At 71.8% G+C, this 16324-nt stretch carries 19 protein-coding genes; 12 read left to right on the forward strand and 7 right to left on the reverse strand.

From position 1 onward, the window contains the following. Positions 1-18 precede the first annotated feature (18 nt). The 8 genes from OG992_RS30660 (at position 19) to OG992_RS30695 (ending at position 5770) form a co-directional block, all read left to right on the forward strand. The gene (locus OG992_RS30660; protein WP_266304957.1) at positions 19-1323 is read left to right on the forward strand and encodes a cysteine desulfurase; all 1305 of its coding nucleotides are present in this window, start codon (positions 19-21) and stop codon (positions 1321-1323) included. Then, positions 1323-1796: a Fe-S cluster assembly sulfur transfer protein SufU gene (gene sufU, locus OG992_RS30665; RefSeq protein WP_091403700.1), complete on the forward strand. Its 474-nt coding sequence runs from the start codon at positions 1323-1325 to the stop codon at positions 1794-1796. The genes OG992_RS30660 and sufU overlap by 1 nt, the downstream gene beginning before the upstream one ends. Before the next feature lie 147 nt (positions 1797-1943). Continuing rightward, positions 1944-2390, forward strand: coding sequence for a metal-sulfur cluster assembly factor (locus tag OG992_RS30670; protein WP_266304958.1), 447 nt, complete (start codon positions 1944-1946; stop codon positions 2388-2390). A 185-nt stretch (positions 2391-2575) separates the two neighbouring features. Then, a complete protein-coding gene (locus tag OG992_RS30675) occupies positions 2576-3166 on the forward strand; it encodes a TIGR03086 family metal-binding protein (RefSeq protein ID WP_266304959.1) in 591 nt (196 codons plus the stop codon). A 312-nt stretch (positions 3167-3478) separates the two neighbouring features. Then, positions 3479-4111 carry a LysE family transporter gene (locus tag OG992_RS30680; protein WP_266304960.1) on the forward strand — a complete coding sequence of 211 codons (633 nt, stop codon included), beginning with the start codon at positions 3479-3481 and terminating at the stop codon, positions 4109-4111. A 191-nt stretch (positions 4112-4302) separates the two neighbouring features. Then, positions 4303-4950 (forward strand): acVLRF1 family peptidyl-tRNA hydrolase, encoded by a 648-nt coding sequence (locus OG992_RS30685; RefSeq protein ID WP_238682674.1) that lies wholly within the window; start codon positions 4303-4305, stop codon positions 4948-4950. Positions 4951-5045: 95 nt separating this feature from the next. Next, positions 5046-5345: a muconolactone Delta-isomerase family protein gene (locus tag OG992_RS30690; protein WP_266304961.1), complete on the forward strand. Its 300-nt coding sequence runs from the start codon at positions 5046-5048 to the stop codon at positions 5343-5345. A gap of 65 nt (positions 5346-5410) precedes the next feature. Continuing rightward, positions 5411-5770, forward strand: coding sequence for a nuclear transport factor 2 family protein (locus OG992_RS30695; RefSeq protein WP_266304962.1), 360 nt, complete (start codon positions 5411-5413; stop codon positions 5768-5770). A 72-nt stretch (positions 5771-5842) separates the two neighbouring features. Here OG992_RS30695 and OG992_RS30700 read toward each other — a convergent pair whose 3' ends face one another. Further along, positions 5843-6766, reverse strand: a complete 924-nt coding sequence (locus OG992_RS30700; RefSeq protein ID WP_266304963.1) for a neutral zinc metallopeptidase — start codon at positions 6764-6766, stop codon at positions 5843-5845. 264 nt (positions 6767-7030) lie between these two features. On the opposite strand from OG992_RS30700, the gene OG992_RS30705 reads away from it, so the two are divergent. Beyond that, complete coding sequence (locus OG992_RS30705) at positions 7031-8635, forward strand: ABC-F family ATP-binding cassette domain-containing protein (protein WP_238682670.1); 1605 nt, start codon at positions 7031-7033, stop codon at positions 8633-8635. Positions 8636-8656: 21 nt separating this feature from the next. Here the strand turns inward: OG992_RS30705 and OG992_RS30710 are convergent, their stop codons facing one another. After that, a complete protein-coding gene (locus tag OG992_RS30710) occupies positions 8657-9256 on the reverse strand; it encodes a cadmium resistance transporter (RefSeq protein WP_238682669.1) in 600 nt (199 codons plus the stop codon). Positions 9257-9472: 216 nt separating this feature from the next. On the opposite strand from OG992_RS30710, the gene OG992_RS30715 reads away from it, so the two are divergent. From OG992_RS30715 to OG992_RS30725, 3 genes are all read left to right on the forward strand, one after another. Next, positions 9473-9700 (forward strand): helix-turn-helix domain-containing protein, encoded by a 228-nt coding sequence (locus OG992_RS30715; protein ID WP_007462679.1) that lies wholly within the window; start codon positions 9473-9475, stop codon positions 9698-9700. A 46-nt stretch (positions 9701-9746) separates the two neighbouring features. Then, positions 9747-10514 (forward strand): enoyl-CoA hydratase/isomerase family protein, encoded by a 768-nt coding sequence (locus tag OG992_RS30720; RefSeq protein WP_238682668.1) that lies wholly within the window; start codon positions 9747-9749, stop codon positions 10512-10514. A gap of 114 nt (positions 10515-10628) precedes the next feature. Next, positions 10629-12605, forward strand: a complete 1977-nt coding sequence (locus tag OG992_RS30725; RefSeq protein WP_238682689.1) for an ABC transporter ATP-binding protein — start codon at positions 10629-10631, stop codon at positions 12603-12605. 88 nt (positions 12606-12693) lie between these two features. Here OG992_RS30725 and mug read toward each other — a convergent pair whose 3' ends face one another. From mug to OG992_RS30750, 5 genes are read right to left on the reverse strand one after another with little or no spacing between them, the layout of a single operon-like run. Beyond that, positions 12694-13308 (reverse strand): G/U mismatch-specific DNA glycosylase, encoded by a 615-nt coding sequence (gene mug / locus OG992_RS30730; RefSeq protein WP_266304964.1) that lies wholly within the window; start codon positions 13306-13308, stop codon positions 12694-12696. Further along, entirely contained in the window at positions 13305-14066 is a 762-nt protein-coding gene (locus OG992_RS30735) for an SDR family oxidoreductase (RefSeq protein ID WP_238682667.1), read from the reverse strand. The genes mug and OG992_RS30735 overlap by 4 nt, the downstream gene beginning before the upstream one ends. Beyond that, the gene (locus tag OG992_RS30740) at positions 14051-14587 is read right to left on the reverse strand and encodes a hypothetical protein (RefSeq protein WP_266304965.1); all 537 of its coding nucleotides are present in this window, start codon (positions 14585-14587) and stop codon (positions 14051-14053) included. The genes OG992_RS30735 and OG992_RS30740 overlap by 16 nt, the downstream gene beginning before the upstream one ends. Continuing rightward, on the reverse strand, positions 14584-15402 hold the full coding sequence (locus OG992_RS30745; protein ID WP_238682665.1) for a DUF692 domain-containing protein: 819 nt from the start codon (positions 15400-15402) through the stop codon (positions 14584-14586). The genes OG992_RS30740 and OG992_RS30745 overlap by 4 nt, the downstream gene beginning before the upstream one ends. After that, complete coding sequence (locus tag OG992_RS30750; protein ID WP_266304966.1) at positions 15399-16316, reverse strand: TIGR04222 domain-containing membrane protein; 918 nt, start codon at positions 16314-16316, stop codon at positions 15399-15401. Before OG992_RS30750 ends, OG992_RS30745 begins: the two co-directional genes overlap by 4 nt. Positions 16317-16324: the final 8 nt, after the last annotated feature.

The following is a 16324-nucleotide window of genomic DNA, read 5'->3' on the forward strand; positions in this document are numbered from 1 at the left end:
GGGAGAGGCGCTGCCGAGATGACCAGCATCGCGATCCCCTCGGGGATGCCGCAGTACGACGACGTGCCGCGTTTCGACGTGGCCCGGGTGCGCGCCGACTTCCCGATCCTGGGTCGGGACATCAACGGGCACCCGCTGGTCTACCTCGACAGCGCCAACACCTCGCACAAACCGCGCCAGGTGCTCGACGTGCTCGACGAGCACTACGCGCGGCACAACGCCAACGTGTCGCGCTCGGTGCACACCCTGGGCACCGAGGCCACCGAGGCGTACGAGGGGGCGCGGGCGAAGATCGCCGCGTTCATCAACGCGCCGAGCACCGACGAGGTGGTGTTCACGAAGAACTCCACCGAGGCGATCAACATCGTGGCGTACGCCTTCTCGAACGCCTCGCTGCGCCCGGACGCCGACCCCCGGTTCCGGCTCGGCCCCGGCGACGAGGTGGTGATCTCCGAGATGGAGCACCACTCGAACATCGTTCCGTGGCAGCTGCTCTGCGAGCGCACCGGCGCGACACTGCGCTGGTTCCCCGTCACCGACCAGGGCCGACTGGACGAGTCGGGCCTGGAGGACCTGGTCACCGAACGGACGAAGATCGTCTCGCTGGTGCACGTGTCGAACATCCTCGGCACGGTCAACGCGACCTCCCGGATCACCGCCCGGGTCCGCGAGGTGGGCGCGCTGCTGTTGCTGGACTGCTCGCAGTCGGTGCCGCACCTGCCCATCGACGTGGTCGACCTGGACGCCGACTACATCGTGTTCACCGGCCACAAGATGTGCGGTCCGACCGGCATCGGTGTGCTCTGGGGTCGGGGTGAGCTGCTGGCGGCAATGCCGCCGGTCTTCGGCGGCGGCTCGATGATCGAGACGGTCACCATGGCCCGCTCGACGTTCGCCGCGCCGCCGGCCCGCTTCGAGGCGGGCACCCCGCCGATCGCCGAGGCAGTCGCGCTCGGCGCGGCTGTCGACTACCTGACCGGCATCGGGATGCAGGCCATCCAGTGGCACGAGAAGGAGCTGACGGCGTACGCGCTGGACGCTCTCGGCTCGGTACCGGACCTGCGGATCTTCGGTCCGACAGTGCCGGTGGGCCGGGGCGGCACCATCTCGTTCGCACTCGGTGACGTGCACCCGCACGACGTGGGTCAGGTGCTCGACTCGCTCGGCGTGCAGGTGCGGGTGGGTCACCACTGTGCGAAGCCGGTGTGCAGCCGGTTCGGCGTTCCGGCCATGACCCGGGCGTCGTTCTACCTCTACACCACCACCGAGGAGATCGACGCTCTGGTGGCCGGTCTGGAGCAGGCGCGGAAGGTGTTCGACTGATGCAGCTCGACCAGCTCTACCAGGAGATCATCCTGGACCACTACAAGCGCCCGCACGGGCGTGGCCTGCGCGATGCCGACGACCCGGGTGACCAGGTCGCGGAGGCGCACCACGTCAACCCCACCTGCGGTGACGAGGTCACCGTCCGGGTGGCCACCGACGGCACGGTGCTGCACGACATCTCGTACGACGGGATGGGCTGCTCGATCAGCCAGGCATCGGCGAGTGTGCTGCACGAGTTGCTGCGTGGTCGCGGCGCCGGGGAAGCATTCGAGGTGCACGAGGCGTTCGTGGAGTTGATGTCCGGACGTGGCCAGGTCACGCCGGACGAGGACGTGCTCGGTGACGGGGTTGCTTTCGCGGGTGTGGCCCGTTACCCCGCCCGGGTCAAGTGCGCGCTGCTGCCGTGGATGGCGTTCAAGGACGCCGCGGCACGCGCCGGTGTGGGTGTGAGCCCGGAGGTGAAGGCGTGAGCGAGCGTCAGCGAGCGAATGACACAGTGGTGCCGTGTGGCATCACGCAGCGATGCGGAGGGACGGCATGAGCGAGCGTCAGCGAGCGAATCAGTGGTTCAGCGCGTTGGTGCCTCATGGCGTCACGGAGCGAAGCGGAGGGACGGCATGAGCGAGCACACCGCAACTGAGGCGACGCCGGAGGCCAGTGACACCCCAGTGGTGCCGCAGACCGACGCCGCGACGACCGATGGCACCGGTGACGCCGCTGCTCCCGCGGGCGGCGTCAGCAAGGCGATGATCGCCGACATCGAGGAGGCGATGAAGGACGTCGTCGACCCGGAGCTCGGCATCAACGTGGTCGACCTGGGCCTCGTGTACGGCGTTCACGTCGACGACGAGAACGTCGCCACCCTGGACATGACGCTCACCTCGGCGGCCTGCCCGCTGACCGATGTCATCGAGGACCAGACCCGGCAGGCGCTGACCACCGGCCCCGGCGGCGGCCTGGTGAACGACATCCGGATCAACTGGGTGTGGCTCCCGCCGTGGGGCCCGGACAAGATCACTGACGAGGGCCGGGACCAGCTCCGCTCCCTCGGCTTCAACGTCTGACCTGATCCCACGTCGTCGAGCGCGGTACCCGTCCGGGTGCCGCGCTCGACGCGTTTCCAGGCCGACCGAAAGTAGTGGAACGGATCGTTCCGGTCTGCTAAGCTGAACTCATCAAACGGAGCGGAATATTCCGCTCCGGCAGCGGGTGGGTCAGCTCGCTGGAAGCCGGCGGAGAGGGCAGGACGATGGGCGAGATGGCGGCGGGGCAGTGGCGGATCGTGCTCGAAGAGGCGCACGAGGCGCTTCGGACGGCAGTCGAGGGGGTTCCGGCCGACGCCTGGGAGCGGCCCACCCCGTGCGAGCGGTGGAACGTCACCCAGGTGCTTCAGCACGCGGTCGGCGATCAGCTCGCCTTCGCGGCGGCGATCGACGGCGGGCCGGGGCCGGTGGAGGACCCGTTCGCGCCGTCCGGTCAGATCGACGGTGACAAACTCGCTGGCCTACGCGCCGCCCTCGACGCGTCCGCGAGGGCCTGGAACCGTGTCGCCGACGACGATCCGGAGGTGCCCACGCCGCTGCCCCAGGGCAAGCTGCCCGCCGAGGTCGGCGCCGTGGCGTGCGCCCTGGATGCCGCAGTGCACGCCTGGGACATCGCGGTGGCCACCGGCCAGCCGTCCCCGCTCGGCGTCGGACTGGCCCGCCCCCTGCTGGTGGTGGCCCGGCAGATCGTCGAGCCGCTGCGGGCCTACGGCGCGTACGCCCCGGCGATCGACGGCGCTGCGGAAGCCGACGAGGTCGCGGCCCTGCTCTCCTACCTCGGTCGCGACCCCCGCTGACCCGGGTGCGTCATTGATCGGCCCTGAACAGCTCAAGATCGTGCTCGATCGTTGATGTAGTGGCCTCGGCGCAGCGCCGAGGCCACTACATCCTGGTTCGAGGCGTACGTCCCAAGCCCCTCCCGGTCTCGGCGGCGCTGTGCGTCGCGGGGCGCGGGGCGCGGGGGAAAATCGGTGGCGGGGGCGCGGGTCCGGCGCGGAGGATGCGCGTGTGATTGAGGCGTACCCGTTGCAGGTTCCTGTCCGTGCGGCGACTGCCGTGCGCCGACAGCGGCCGTTCCGGGGACGAACCTCGACCCGCCACCGACGTCCGTGACCCGGGCGTTCCTCGCCGGCCTGGTCGCCGGCTACGGCGTCGCCATTCCCGTCGGCGCGATCGCGATTCTCATTCTGGGCCTCAGCGCCCGTACCTCGTTTCGGGTGGGTGCGGCGGCGGCGCTCGCGGTGGCTACCGCCGACGGGCTCTACGCGGTGGTGGCCGTCCTCGGCGGCGCTGGCCTGGCCGGGATCATCGCGCCGGTCGCGGGGCCTCTGCGGGTGGTCGCTGCCGTGGTCCTGCTGGGTCTCGCCGGGCACGGACTGTGGCGAACGTGGTCCGCGCACCGCTCACGGGTGACGCCGACGGCACGGGCCGGTCGGGGCATGGGCACTCCGGGCCGTGCCTACGCGGCGCTGCTCGGGTTGACACTGCTGAACCCGATGACGGTCCTCTACTTCACGGCGCTGGTCCTCGGCCGTCGGGACACGGCCGAGTCGGGGGTGCTCGCCGTGGCGCTCTTCGTGGCCGGGGTGTTCGTGGCGTCGGCGAGTTGGCAACTGGTCATCGCGGGCGGTGGCACAGTGGTCGGCCGGGCGCTGACCGGGCCGCGTGGCCGGCTGGTCACCGGCCTGCTCTCCAGCGCGCTCATCGCCACGCTGGCGGTGGCCGCGCTGCTTCCGAGCTAGCGGGCCCGTCGGAGCGTGCCGGGCCTGCCGGAGCGTGCCGGGCCTGCCGCAGCGTGCCGGGCCCGTCGGAGCGTGCCGGGCCCGTCGGAGCGTGCCGGGCCCGTCGGAGCGTGCCGGGCCCGTCGGAGCGTGCCGGGCCCCGCGGGCCGCCCGGGGGTCCGCGCGGGGCCGCTGTGCCGTACGGTCGGGCGATGACCAGTCGACCCGCAGCCGGCGGAGGCCGGTGGGTCGAGGTCGACCCGGCCCGCGTCGGCCGCTGGGTCGAGGGCTTCGCCGACCGGCACGGCCCGCCGACCACCAGCGCCCAGGAGTACGGCCTGCTGCTCGCCGCCCCGGACGGGGCAACCGCCGAGTTGTACGCCCCACCGGGTGCGCCGACCGGGGTGGATGTGGCCGGGTTCGTGGCCTCCGCCGTCATGCCCCGCCGCGTCGGCCTGCTGTTGGCGCGCAAGGGCGCTGTGGCGCTCGGGGTGGCCGAGGGCGGCGACCTCGTCGTCTCCAAGGTGGACACCCGGTACGTCCAGGGGCGCACCGCCGCGGGGGGATGGTCGCAGCACCGGTTCGCCCGTCGGCGTGACAACCAGGCGAAGGCTGCGCTGGGTGACGCGGCGGACCTGGCCGTACGGCTGCTGTTGCCGGAGGTGGCGACGCTCGCCGCGCTGGTCTGCGGCGGTGACCGGCGGGCGGTGGACGGGGTGCTGGCCGACCGGCGGTTGGCCCCGCTCGTGCCGTTGCGGGCGGAGCGGCTGCTCGACGTGCCGGAGCCGCGACACGCGGTGCTGGTCGCGGCGGTGGGTGCGGCCCGGGCGGTGCGGATCCTGGTGCGCGACCCCGACTGACCTCGGCCTTCACTGGTGGCGTCGGTGGGGAGACGATCGCCACCCAAAACGGGGTTCGCGGCGTGCTGCCCGGCCGGCCGCCGGAGGATGGGCGCGTGGAGTTTCTGGTTGACATGGTGACGACGGTGCCGCAGGGGACGTCGGAGGGCGGCGTCGCCGACATGCGCGCGCGCGAGGCGGCGCGTTCGGCCGAGCTGACGGCCCAGGGCAGTCTCCTGCGGCTGTGGCGGCCGCCGCTGGCGCCGGGGGAGTGGCGTACGTGGGGGCTGTTCCAGGCCGACGACGCCGATGAGCTGGAGGCCGTGCTCGCGTCGATGCCGCTGCGCGCCTGGCGGCGCGAGACCGTGACGCCGTTGACGCCGCACCCGAACGACCCGGGTCAGCCGCCTCGCTGACCCTGCGAGGGCACGCCGGCTCGACAGGCACACAACGGGGCACGTCCGTCAGCAGGGAGATCATCATGTCCGAGGCCCAGATTCTGCGTACCGTCCTCGACCGGTGGAAATCGGCTGTCGACGCCCACGAGCCCGATCGGGTCGCTGCGTGCTTCACCGACGACGCGATCTTTCAGGGGTTGCAGCCGTACACGGTGGGTCCTGCCGGCGTCGCCGCGTACTACGCCGGACAGCCGCTCGGCCTGACCGCCGCGTACGACATCAGGGAGATCCGTCGTCTCGCCGACGACGTGGTCCTCGGCTACCTGGAGGTGGAGTTCGGCTTCACCGACCGACCGGCCCTGACCGTCAACCTGGGCGTGCTCCTGCGGCGGGTCGACGACGACTGGCTCATCGGCCACTACCAGGTCTCGCGGCTCACCTGACCCGGGAGCTTCGGCGGAAATGACGATCGTGGCAGGCCTCGCCGAGGGCCTGCCACGATCTCGGAGCGGATGTCAGAGCTGGTCGGTGCCGAAGGTGTCGCAGGTCTTCGGGTCGCCGCGGTCGTAGCCCTGGTTGAACCAACGCTTGCGCTGCTCGGACGTGCCGTGGGTGAACTGGTCGGGGTTGACCTGCCCGCCGGAGCGCTCCTGGATGCTGTCGTCGCCGATCGCCTCCGCGGCCTGCACGGCCTCGCTGATGTCAGTCTGGGTGATGGACGTGAACAGCGGTTCCTGGCCGGTCTTGTCCTTGCTCTCGGTGGCGTGCTTGGCCCAGGCGCCGGCGTAGCAGTCGGCCTGCAGCTCCAGCCGTACGGAGGCGGAGCGGGGGCCGCTCTGGTCGCCCTGGCCGGCCTTCGCGTTGGTGCCGAGCAGGTTCTGGACGTGGTGGCCGTACTCGTGGGCGAGCACGTACGGCTGGGCGAACTCGCCCTTCGCGCCGAACCGGGACGCCAGCTCGTCGTAGAAGCTCAGGTCGATGTACACCTGCTTGTCGGCGGGGCAGTAGAACGGGCCGACGCCGGAGTCGGCCTGCCCGCAGCCGGTGTTCACGGAGGCCTGGAAGAAGTTGGTGTCGGTCGCCTCGTACTTTCCGTTGCCCAACTCCGGGTACGCCTTCTGCCAGTAGGCCTGGATGCTGTTGACGTAGAGCAGGTTGCGGCAGCGCGCGTCGTCGAGCCGGTCGGGGTTGGCGGTGGAGCACACCTGCTCCAGGTCGCTGCCCCCGGCCTGGCCGCCCTCGTCGCCATTGGTCATGGCGTTCAGGCCGAACCCGCCGCCGAGCAGCGCGACGAGCACGGCGACCACGATGCCGATGATGCCGCCCCGGCCACCGCCGCCGGGGATGGGGATGCCCATGCCGCCGCCCCCACCGCCGGATCCACGCCCGAGGTCGTTGGCCTGGGAGGTGTCGAGCTCGGCCCGCTCGTTGAGTTCCATGGTGACCCCGATCGCCGTATGCCGGTGAGTGTCTTTTGTGTGTCGTTTCGTCCATCGAGTGCCGGACGGGGTCCGGACAGGCGTTCCGATACCCGATGATCTTGATCGGTAATCCGGGCGGGACGTCCGACGGCGCCCGGTACACTTGTCAGGTGCTGCGCTGCGAAGGCTGAACCGCCCCGCGCCGTCGGGCCCCTTGAGCCCGCCGGCCGTTTCGCGTGCCCCGAGTCAGCCTTCCGAACCCCTGAGAGCGAGCCCGCAAACATGATCACTGTCACCGGCCTGGAACTGCGTGCCGGTTCCCGGATCCTGCTGTCCGACACCACCCTGCGCGTGCAGCCCGGTGACCGGATCGGCCTGGTCGGTCGCAACGGCGCCGGAAAGACCACCACGCTGAAGGTGCTCGCCGGCGAGGGGCAACCGTACGGCGGCCAGATCGACCAGCGCAGTGCCATCGGCTACCTGCCGCAGGACCCGCGCACTGGTGACCTGGAGGTCACCGGCCGCGACCGGGTGCTCTCCGCGCGCGGCCTGGACGTGCTGATGGCGCAGATGCAGGAGGTCGAGGCCCGTCTCGCCGAGGACGCCACCGACAAGCTGGTCCGTCGGTACGGCGCGCTGGAGGACCAGTTCGCTGCCCTCGGCGGGTACGCGGCCGAGGCTGAGGCCGCACGGATCTGTGCCAACCTCGGCCTACCGGACCGGGCGCTCGCGCAGACCATCGGCACCCTCTCCGGTGGTCAGCGTCGCCGCATCGAGCTGGCTCGGATCCTGTTCCGCGACGCCGGCGAGAACGGCGGCGGCATCCTGCTGCTCGACGAGCCCACCAACCACCTCGACGCCGACTCGATCACCTGGTTGCGGGGCTTCCTCGCCAACCACAAGGGCGGCCTGATCGTGATTTCCCACGACGGGGCGCTGCTGGAGTCGGTGGTCAACAAGGTGTGGTTCCTCGACGCCACTCGGTCGGTCATCGACGTGTACAACCTGGGTTGGAAGGCGTACCTGGAGGCGCGCGAGACCGACGAGCGACGCCGCCGCCGGGAGCGGGCCAACGCGGAGAAGAAGGCCGGCGCGCTGATGGCGCAGGCCGACAAGATGCGGGCCAAGGCCACCAAGACCGTTGCCGCGCAGAACATGGCCCGCCGCGCCGAGAAGCTGATCTCCGGCCTGGAGGAGGTGCGGGTCTCCGACCGGGTGGCCAAGGTGCGTTTCCCCAGTCCCGCGCCGTGCGGCAAGACCCCACTCACGGCGACCGGCCTCTCCAAGTCGTACGGATCACTGGAGATCTTCACCGACGTCAATGTGGCGGTGGACCGGGGCTCCCGAGTGGCCATCCTCGGGCTCAACGGCGCGGGTAAGACGACCCTGTTGCGGATGCTTGGCGGGCTGCTCAGCCCGGACACCGGCGAGGTGCACGCGGGGCACGGCCTGCGGTTGGGCTACTACGCCCAGGAGCACGAGACGCTGGACGTGGAGCGGACGGTGCTGGAGAACATGCGCGCCGCCGCCGTCGAGCAGTCCGACACCGACCTGCGCAAGATCCTCGGCGCGTTCCTGTTCTCCGGTGACGACGTGAACAAGCCGGCCGGCGTGCTGTCTGGCGGCGAGAAGACCCGGCTGGCGCTGTCCACTCTGGTCTGTTCCGGCGCCAACGTGCTGTTGCTCGACGAGCCGACGAACAACCTCGACCCGGTCAGCCGGGAGCAGGTGCTCGACGCCATCGCCAACTACCCGGGCGCGATCGTCCTGGTCACCCACGACCCGGGTGCGGTGCTGGCGCTCAAGCCGGACCGGGCCATCCTGCTGCCCGACGGTGACGAGGACGCGTGGAGCGACGACCTTCTTGAACTGGTCGAGCTGGCCTGACCGAGGCTGCTCGGTCGGCTCTCAGCCGAGCAGGTCGGCCAGTCGGTCGAGCACGCCGGAGCTGACCAGGATCACCAGCCCGATGGCGATGAAGATCGTCGGCACCAGCCAGGCGCCGGCGCGCTCGACCAGCCGGACCACCCTCCGGTGCCCGCCCAGCCAGGCCCCGGCCACGCACCAGAGCGCGATCAGCAGCACAAAGACCAGCAGGAACACGGCGCTGTCTGCCACACCGAGGGCCCGGAAGACGGGTACGTAGACAGCGACGTTGTCGGCGCCGTTCGCGATCGTCACCCCGGCCACGCCGAGTGCTCCGGTGACGACCGCCGGTGCCTCGTCGTCGCCCGAACTGCGCAGCGCGCGTACGCCGAGCGCTATCGGCAGCAGGCCGAGCAACCCCGTCCACGGGTCGGGGACCACCAGGAGTCCACCCGCGACCACCGCGCTGGCAAACGCGAGCGCGCCGATGCCGAGGTATTGTCCGGCGACAATTTCCCAGGTGCGGGGTTGGCCGGTGGTGCGCGCCGCGACGAAGAACAGCGTCAGGATGACGATGTCGTCGATGTCGGTGGCGGCGAAGACCACGGCCGCCGCGCCGGCGGTGCTCAACAGGTCGATCACGAGCGAAGGCTACGGGCCGTCGGCAGCCGCCAGCTCCCGGCGGTGGTACGCGCGGACGCCGTGACGGGCCGGATCGCCAGGATCACTCTATCGGGAAGCTGACATTGCATAGCGTGTCGGTTGGCGAAGAGTTGATATCTGGCGCATGATCGTTCGAGGCGGTCTAATAGGTGGGACCGTATCCGAACCGCACAGTCTGGGACGTGAGGACACAGCATGGCAGCCACTGGCACAGCCACCAGCACTGAGAAGGGTCGCCGGATCGTCGGAGCCGAGCGTCAGACGCTCGCCAAGGACCTGGTAAAGCGGTACACCTCGGGGGAGAGCATCCGCGCGTTGGCGGCCTCGACCGGCCGTTCCTACGGGTTCATCCACCGAGTGCTCACCGAGTCCGGCGTGCAGCTGCGTCAGCGCGGTGGCGCCCGGCGCCGCAAGAAGGCGTGACCCGCCCCTCAGCGTCGTCCACCAGCGCCGCGCCCCGGGACGTCCGGTGACCGCCGAGGCGACCGGGGTTCGGCTGACTTGCGACGGGCCGGTCGCCACGGTGACGTTGTGCCGGCCCGACGTGCTCAATGCCCAGACGCCCGCGATGTGGCAGGCGATGAGCGACTTCTCTCGCGATCTGCCCGGCGACGTGCGGGTGGTGGTGGTCCGCGGTGAGGGTCGCGCGTTCTCAGCCGGCCTCGATCTCGCGGTGGCGGGCGCCTCCGGCCCGGGGTCGTTCGCTGAGCTGGCCACGCTGCCCGAGCAGGAGTGCGCCGAGCGCATCGCGGAGTTCCAGGCCGGTTTCACCTGGCTGCACCGGCCGGATGTCGTCTCCGTCGCGGCCGTGCAGGGCCACGCGATCGGTGCCGGCTTCCAGCTCGCGCTCGCCTGTGACCTGCGAGTGCTGTCAGCGGACGCGAAGCTGTCGATGGCCGAGGTGACCCTCGGTCTGGTGCCCGACCTGGCTGGCACGAAACGCCTCGTCGAGTTGGTCGGCTATTCACGGGCGTTGGAGATCTGTGCGACAGGCCGCCGGTTGGACGCCGCCGAGGCGGACCGGATCGGGTTGGCCACCCTTGTCGTACCCCCGGCCGAGCTGGACGACGCGGTGCGGGACCTGACCGCCGGCCTGCTCTCCGGGGCCCGCGACGCGGTGGTCGAGATCAAGGCGTTGCTCGCCGGTGCGGGCGGGCGGTCGCACGCCGACCAGCAGCGCGCCGAGCGGGAGGCGCAGACCCGTCGGCTGCGTGACCTCGCCGGCACTGGAGAATAGGTAAGGACCGCACGGGAAGATCCGGGTTACGACCGAGGTTGTCACACTCGTCGGGAGAATTGACCTGACGGTGCGGTCCGCCCGGCAACCCGGAGGTGAGCGATGTCCAACCCGATGTCCGGCGGTGGCATGGCCGGGTGGAGCATGCTCCGGTCGATGCGCAACCGCGACGAGGTCTCCAGCCACCGGCTCAAGCGGGGGGTGGCCCGCCGCATCGTCGCCTTCGCCCACCCCTACCGGCGCGACATCATCGTCTTCCTGGCCACGGTGGTGTTGGCCGCCATCATCGGCGTGGCCACTCCGGTGCTCGCCGGTGACGTCATCAACGCGATCAACCGGGGCGGCACCGAGGCCGGGCGGCTCGTGGTGCGGCTCGCCCTGTTCATCGCCGCGCTGGCGGTCGCCGACGCGCTGCTGTCGCTGGCCCAGAGGTGGTATTCCGCCCGCATCGGCGAGGGCATCATCTTCAACCTGCGCACCCGGGTCTACGACCACGTGCAGCGGATGCCGTTGCAGTTCTTCACGCGTACCCAGACCGGCGCCCTCGTCAGCAGGCTCAACAACGACGTGCTCGGCGCCCAGCGGGCGTTCACCTCCACCCTGTCCGGCGTGGTCAGCAACGTCATCCAGTTGGTGCTCACCGCGGCGGTGATGTTCACCCTCTCCTGGCAGATCACCGCGCTGTCGCTGGTGCTGCTGCCGATCTTCATCATCCCGGCCCGCCGGGTCGGTCGACGGCTGGCGGACATCACCCGCGAGGCGTACAACCTCGACGCCAAGATGAACGCGACAATGACCGAGCGGTTCGGGGTGGCCGGCGCGCTGCTGGTGAAGCTCTTCGGCCAGCCCGAGATCGAGGCCCGCCGGTTCGGCGACCGGGCCGAGCGGGTCCGCGACATCGGCATCCAGTCCGCTATGTATTCCCGCACGTTCTTCGTGGCGATGCTGCTGGTCGCCTCACTGGCGCAGGCGCTGACCTATGGCCTCGGCGGCTGGCTCGCGGTGACCGGCGGCGTCAGCGCCGGCACCGTGGTGACGCTCGCGCTGCTGCTCACCCGCCTGTACGGGCCGCTCACCGCGCTCTCCAACGTCCGGGTGGACGTGATGAGCGCGCTGGTCTCCTTCGACCGGGTCTTCGAGGTGCTCGACCTCAAGCCGGGCATCGTGGAGAAGCCCGACGCGGTGTCGGTGCCGGTGGGCGCTGGCCGCGTGGACTTCCGCGACGTGCGTTTCCGCTACCCGAGTGCCGCCGAGATCTCCCTCGCCTCCCTGGAGGAGGTCGCCACGCTCGACCGGACCGTCAACGAGCCGGTGCTCAAGGGGGTCTCGTTCAGCGTCGAGCCGGGGCAGATGGTCGCGCTGGTCGGCCCGTCCGGGGCGGGCAAGTCGACACTGTCGATGCTCATCTCCCGGATCTACGACGTCAGTGACGGGCAGGTGCTCGTCGGTGGGGTGGACGTGCGAGATGCGACGCTCGCCTCCCTGCGCGACGAGATCGGTGTGGTCACCCAGGATTCGCACCTGTTCCACGAGACGATCGCCGAGAATCTTCGCTACGCCAAGCCGGACGCCACCGACGACGAGATCTGGGCCGCCCTGGCCGGGGCGCAGGTGGCCGATCTGGTTCGGGCGCTACCCGACGGTCTGGACACCACAGTGGGGGAGCGCGGCTACCGGTTCTCCGGCGGCGAGAAGCAGCGCATCGCCATCGCGCGACTGCTGCTCAAGGCCCCGTCGATCGTGATCCTCGACGAGGCGACAGCACACCTGGATTCGGAGAGCGAGGCGGCGGTGCAGCGTGCGCTGTCGGTGGCGCTGGCCGGACGTACCGCGCTCGTGATCGCGCACCGGCTCTCCACAGTGCGCGACGCCGACCAGATCCTGGTCCTGGACGGTGGGCGGATCGTCGAGCGAGGGCGGCACGAGGAGTTGGTAGCGGTCGGTGGGCTCTACGCCGAGCTGTACCGCACCCAGTTCGCTGTCGCCGACTCGCCCACCCCGTTCGTCGACGCGACAGGTCCCGAGCCGGTGGTCATGCCGCTGGGCACCTACCGCGCCGACGAGGTGCTGCCGCCCGCCGCCGCCAACTGACGTCTTCGCCGCGCTGATCATCTCGGGTTCCTGGAAGTCGGGGCGTCCCGGTCGCAGTGACCGCCCGACTTCCTTGAAACCGTGTCGATCAACGGTCGGCTGGTCCGGCGGGCCGAGGGTCTGGTAGCCCGGTCGCCGCCCGCAGCTCGGCGAACGCCAGGCCCAGGGTGACCGGGGTGAAGTGCGCGTTCAGGCCGCTGGGGTTGGGCAGCACCCACAGCCGGGCGTCGGCCAGCGATTCCGGCTGCGGCCCGAAGGTGGCCTTGGGCCGTTGGAAACCGATCCGGTACGCGGTCACTCCCACCACTGCCACCCAGCGCGGCCGGTACCGGGCCACCTTGTCGGTCAGGATCGCCGCGCCGTCGAGGAGTTCCTCGGCGCTCAGCTCGTCCGCGCGGGCGCTGGCCCGGGCGGCCATGTTGGTGATGCCGAGCCCGAGCGCCGGTAGTTCGTCCTGTTCGCTGGGGTGCAGCAGCCGAGGGGCGAACCCACCCCGGTGCAGGGCGGGCCAGAACCGGTTGCCGGGTCGAGCGAAGTGCCAGCCCGTCGCGGCCGACCACAGGCCCGGGTTGATGCCGACGAAGAGCACCTCCAGCTCCGGCGCCAGCACGTCGGGAATGGTCCGGTCCGCAGCCGCCGCCAGATCCGCCCGGGTGGGTCGGGGATGCCGGATGCCGGAGGGGCGGATCGGGTCGGGGGTCACAGCCCGCGCAGCGCGCCGCCGTCGACCGGCAGGGTGATCCCGGTGAGGTAGCTCGCGGCGGGGGAGAGCACGAATGCGGCCACCCGGCCGAACTCGGCGGGGTCGCCGATGCGGCGCAGCGGGATGCCGGCCTCCGCCTCGGCGCGGGCCCGCTCCGGGTCGCCGGTCGCTCCGAACAGTTCCCGGTTGCGGTCGGTCATGATCCGGCCGGGCAGCAGCCCGACCACTCGGACCCCCCGTGGGCCGTAGTCGTCGGCGATGTCCTTGGCCGCGCCGACCAGGCCGGGCCGCAGGCCGTTGGAGATGCCCAGGCCGGGCACCGGGCCGCGAGCCGAGGTGGAGAGCACCAGCCCGATCGCGCCGCCCTCGGGCAGGGCGTTGGCGATGGTGCGGACCGCGCGGATGGTGCCCAGGAAGACGGTCTCGAAGGAGAGCCGCCACTGCTCGTCGGTGACCGCTGCGGCATTGCCCGGCGGTGGCCCGCCGACCGAGATCAGCGCGCCGTCGAGCCGGCCGAAATGCTCCTGCGCGGCGGCGACGAGCTGCCCCGGGGTCTCCGGGTCGGTCAGGTCAGCGGTCAGCCCGACGGCGTGCTCCGGGCCACCCAGCTGCTGGGCGGCGGCGGCCACCGCGTCCGGGTCGCGGGCCGAGAGCACCACCCGCGCACCGTCGGCGACCAGGCTCTGCGCGGTCGCGTAACCCAGACCGCGGGAGGCGCCGGTGAGGACGTACACGCGGTCGGTCAGTCCGAGATCCATAACTCCGATCCTGCCGCATCCGGTACGGCGTCGCCAGCAGGGCCCGATCCCCGTGCGGCGGGGCGCAGCAGGCGTACCCGGCCGGCGATCTGCACCGCGACGGCGCCGCCGGCGCGGCCCACCGCCGGCGCCCGGCGCGGACGCGGCGCCCGAAGCCCGTCGTAGCGCAGGCGTGCCTCCCGGACGGCCAACTCCTCGGCGGCCGCCGGGGGAAGCGTGTGCTGGGCGTGCAGCGCCCGGGCCAGGTCCCAACCGTCGCGCAGCGATCCGGCAGTGGGTCGCCGGGCGGCCCAGTCGGCGAAGGTGGTCGACCACCTGGCACCGAGGCCGGCGGCGAGCAGTGGCCAGTGCCGGGCCACGTCGCCGGCGCGTTTACGCAGCACTGCCGCGCGGGTGGCGGCCAGCGGTCCCGGCGCGAACCCGGGCGGGGGTGGCCCTCCGGCGACCAGCGCCGCGACCAGTTCGGCCTGCCGCTCGGCCAGCCCGGCGCGGGGCGTCTGCGCGGAGGGTGCGCCGGTCATGTCACGGCCGGAAAACCCGCGGCGGTGGCCAGGGCGTCCAGTTCGGCGCGGAGTTCGGCGGCCGGCGGGTAGTGGCCGTCGCGCTCCAGCAGCAGCGCCGGCGGTCGCCGTCGGGCGCAGAGCGCGCCGACCAGCTCCAGCACCGCCGTCGGCACCGGGTCGGTGTGGGTGTCGTGGTAAAAACCGCCGTGCTCGGCGCCCCCGGCCACGTGTGCGTACGCGATCCGGTCGAGCGGCAGGCGGTCCAGCAACGCCAGCGGGTCGGCGCCCCGGTTGCGGGCGTTGGCGTGCACGTTGGCCACGTCCAGCAGCAGCAGTGCCCCGGTCCGGTCGAGGATCTCGGTGAGGAAGTCCGCCTCGGTCAACTCGTCGTCGGGCCAGTCGACAAGCGCGGCGATCGGCTCCAGCGCGATCGGCACCGGAAGCTCGGCCTGTGCCCGCGCCACATTGGCGCAGACCGCGTCGACGGCTTCCCGGCTGCGCGGTAGCGGCAGCAGGTGGCCGGCCTCCAGGCCGCCGGCCCGGACGAACGCGATGTGCTCGCTGACCAACGGGGCGTCCAGCCGTTGCGCCACAGCGGCCAGGTGGGCGACCCGGGCCCTGTCGACCGGCTCGGCGCCGCCGAGGGAGAGCCGCACGCCGTGCGGTACGACGGTCACCGCGCGGTCCCGCAGCTGCGCCAGACCGGGCGGGAGCGGCCCGGAGGCGGACACCCCCTCGGCCACCACCTCGACGAAACGCAGGCCGGGCAGCTCGGCCACGAAGCCGGCGATCTCCGGACGCCAGCCGATGCCGACCCCGGACGGGCCGGTCATCCGCCGCACCCGCCGCCGCCCCCGCACCCGCCGCCTCCGCCGCCGTCCCCACCGGAGCTGTCGCCTCCGCCACCGGACGATCCGTCGGACCCGCCCGTCCAGCCGCCGTTGCCGGAGAGGGCTTGGCGCTGAATCTCGGCCTGCTCGGCGAAGCCCGGGTCGAGAGCCCAGAGCGAGGCGGTGCCGTACAGGGCCACGCCCATCGCCGCGCCGGCCGCTCCGTAGGTGGCGTAGGCGGGCGCGGAGGCCGGCGCGAGGTGGGTGTGCTCCATGCGGACGGAACGGAGGGCGGCACGACCGGCCCGGGTGCGGACGGGTGCCCGGGCCAGCAGCAGGGCGGCGCCGAGGAGCACCGCCAGGGTGAGCAGCAGGTAACCCACCGGACGACCGCTGAACAGGCCGGAGATCACCCGGAGCACGCCGAGGGCCAGCAGGGCCAGCAGGAACCGGCTCCAGAGGCGGGCGTGGGCGCGTTGCGCGTCGTTCGTCAACAGCCCGCGCTGCTCCAGGCCGTTGCGGATCTGGTCCAACGCGGTGCGTACGCGCTCGTCCTGCGGCAGGTCCCGGACCCGGGAGTGCTGGTGGGCGGCCCAGTGGACGGCCTGATCCAGTGGGGTGAGCCCGGTCGGCGGGGCGCCGCCGGTGGTCAGCCGACGGTCCGGTCGTACGCCGACCGCGCCGCTGCCGCGCAGCCCGCCCAGTGAGGCGTGCACCGCGAGCTGCGGACCACCGTTGAGGTACGCGACCTGCTGCGCCCCGAGTGGATCGACTGTGGTGTGCGCCGGGGTGGTCAGCAGGCGGATCCGGTAGTACGCGGCTATCGCCACCACCAGGATGGCCGCCGCGACGTAGTACCGGAGGAAGGTCGGGCCGGAGATGCCCCAGGTGTCGCCGGACGCGGCGTGGACGTTCATCGACTGCT

It is taken from the genome of Micromonospora sp. NBC_00362, from assembly GCF_026342155.1.
GTDB classification, from domain to species: domain Bacteria; phylum Actinomycetota; class Actinomycetes; order Mycobacteriales; family Micromonosporaceae; genus Micromonospora; species Micromonospora hortensis.

Coding starts and splice junctions, on each gene's coding strand:
- OG992_RS30670 (WP_266304958.1), top strand. CDS start 1,944: ATGAGCGAGCACACCGCAACTGAGGCGACGCCGGAGGCCAGTGACACC.
- OG992_RS30745 (WP_238682665.1), bottom strand. CDS start 15,402: ATGACCGGCCCGTCCGGGGTCGGCATCGGCTGGCGTCCGGAGATCGCC.
- OG992_RS30695 (WP_266304962.1), top strand. CDS start 5,411: ATGTCCGAGGCCCAGATTCTGCGTACCGTCCTCGACCGGTGGAAATCG.
- OG992_RS30735 (WP_238682667.1), bottom strand. CDS start 14,066: ATGGATCTCGGACTGACCGACCGCGTGTACGTCCTCACCGGCGCCTCC.
- OG992_RS30700 (WP_266304963.1), bottom strand. CDS start 6,766: ATGGAACTCAACGAGCGGGCCGAGCTCGACACCTCCCAGGCCAACGAC.
- OG992_RS30740 (WP_266304965.1), bottom strand. CDS start 14,587: ATGACCGGCGCACCCTCCGCGCAGACGCCCCGCGCCGGGCTGGCCGAG.
- OG992_RS30725 (WP_238682689.1), top strand. CDS start 10,629: ATGTCCGGCGGTGGCATGGCCGGGTGGAGCATGCTCCGGTCGATGCGC.
- OG992_RS30750 (WP_266304966.1), bottom strand. CDS start 16,316: ATGAACGTCCACGCCGCGTCCGGCGACACCTGGGGCATCTCCGGCCCG.
- OG992_RS30675 (WP_266304959.1), top strand. CDS start 2,576: ATGGGCGAGATGGCGGCGGGGCAGTGGCGGATCGTGCTCGAAGAGGCG.
- sufU (WP_091403700.1), top strand. CDS start 1,323: ATGCAGCTCGACCAGCTCTACCAGGAGATCATCCTGGACCACTACAAG.
- OG992_RS30685 (WP_238682674.1), top strand. CDS start 4,303: ATGACCAGTCGACCCGCAGCCGGCGGAGGCCGGTGGGTCGAGGTCGAC.
- OG992_RS30715 (WP_007462679.1), top strand. CDS start 9,473: ATGGCAGCCACTGGCACAGCCACCAGCACTGAGAAGGGTCGCCGGATC.
- OG992_RS30705 (WP_238682670.1), top strand. CDS start 7,031: ATGATCACTGTCACCGGCCTGGAACTGCGTGCCGGTTCCCGGATCCTG.
- OG992_RS30660 (WP_266304957.1), top strand. CDS start 19: ATGACCAGCATCGCGATCCCCTCGGGGATGCCGCAGTACGACGACGTG.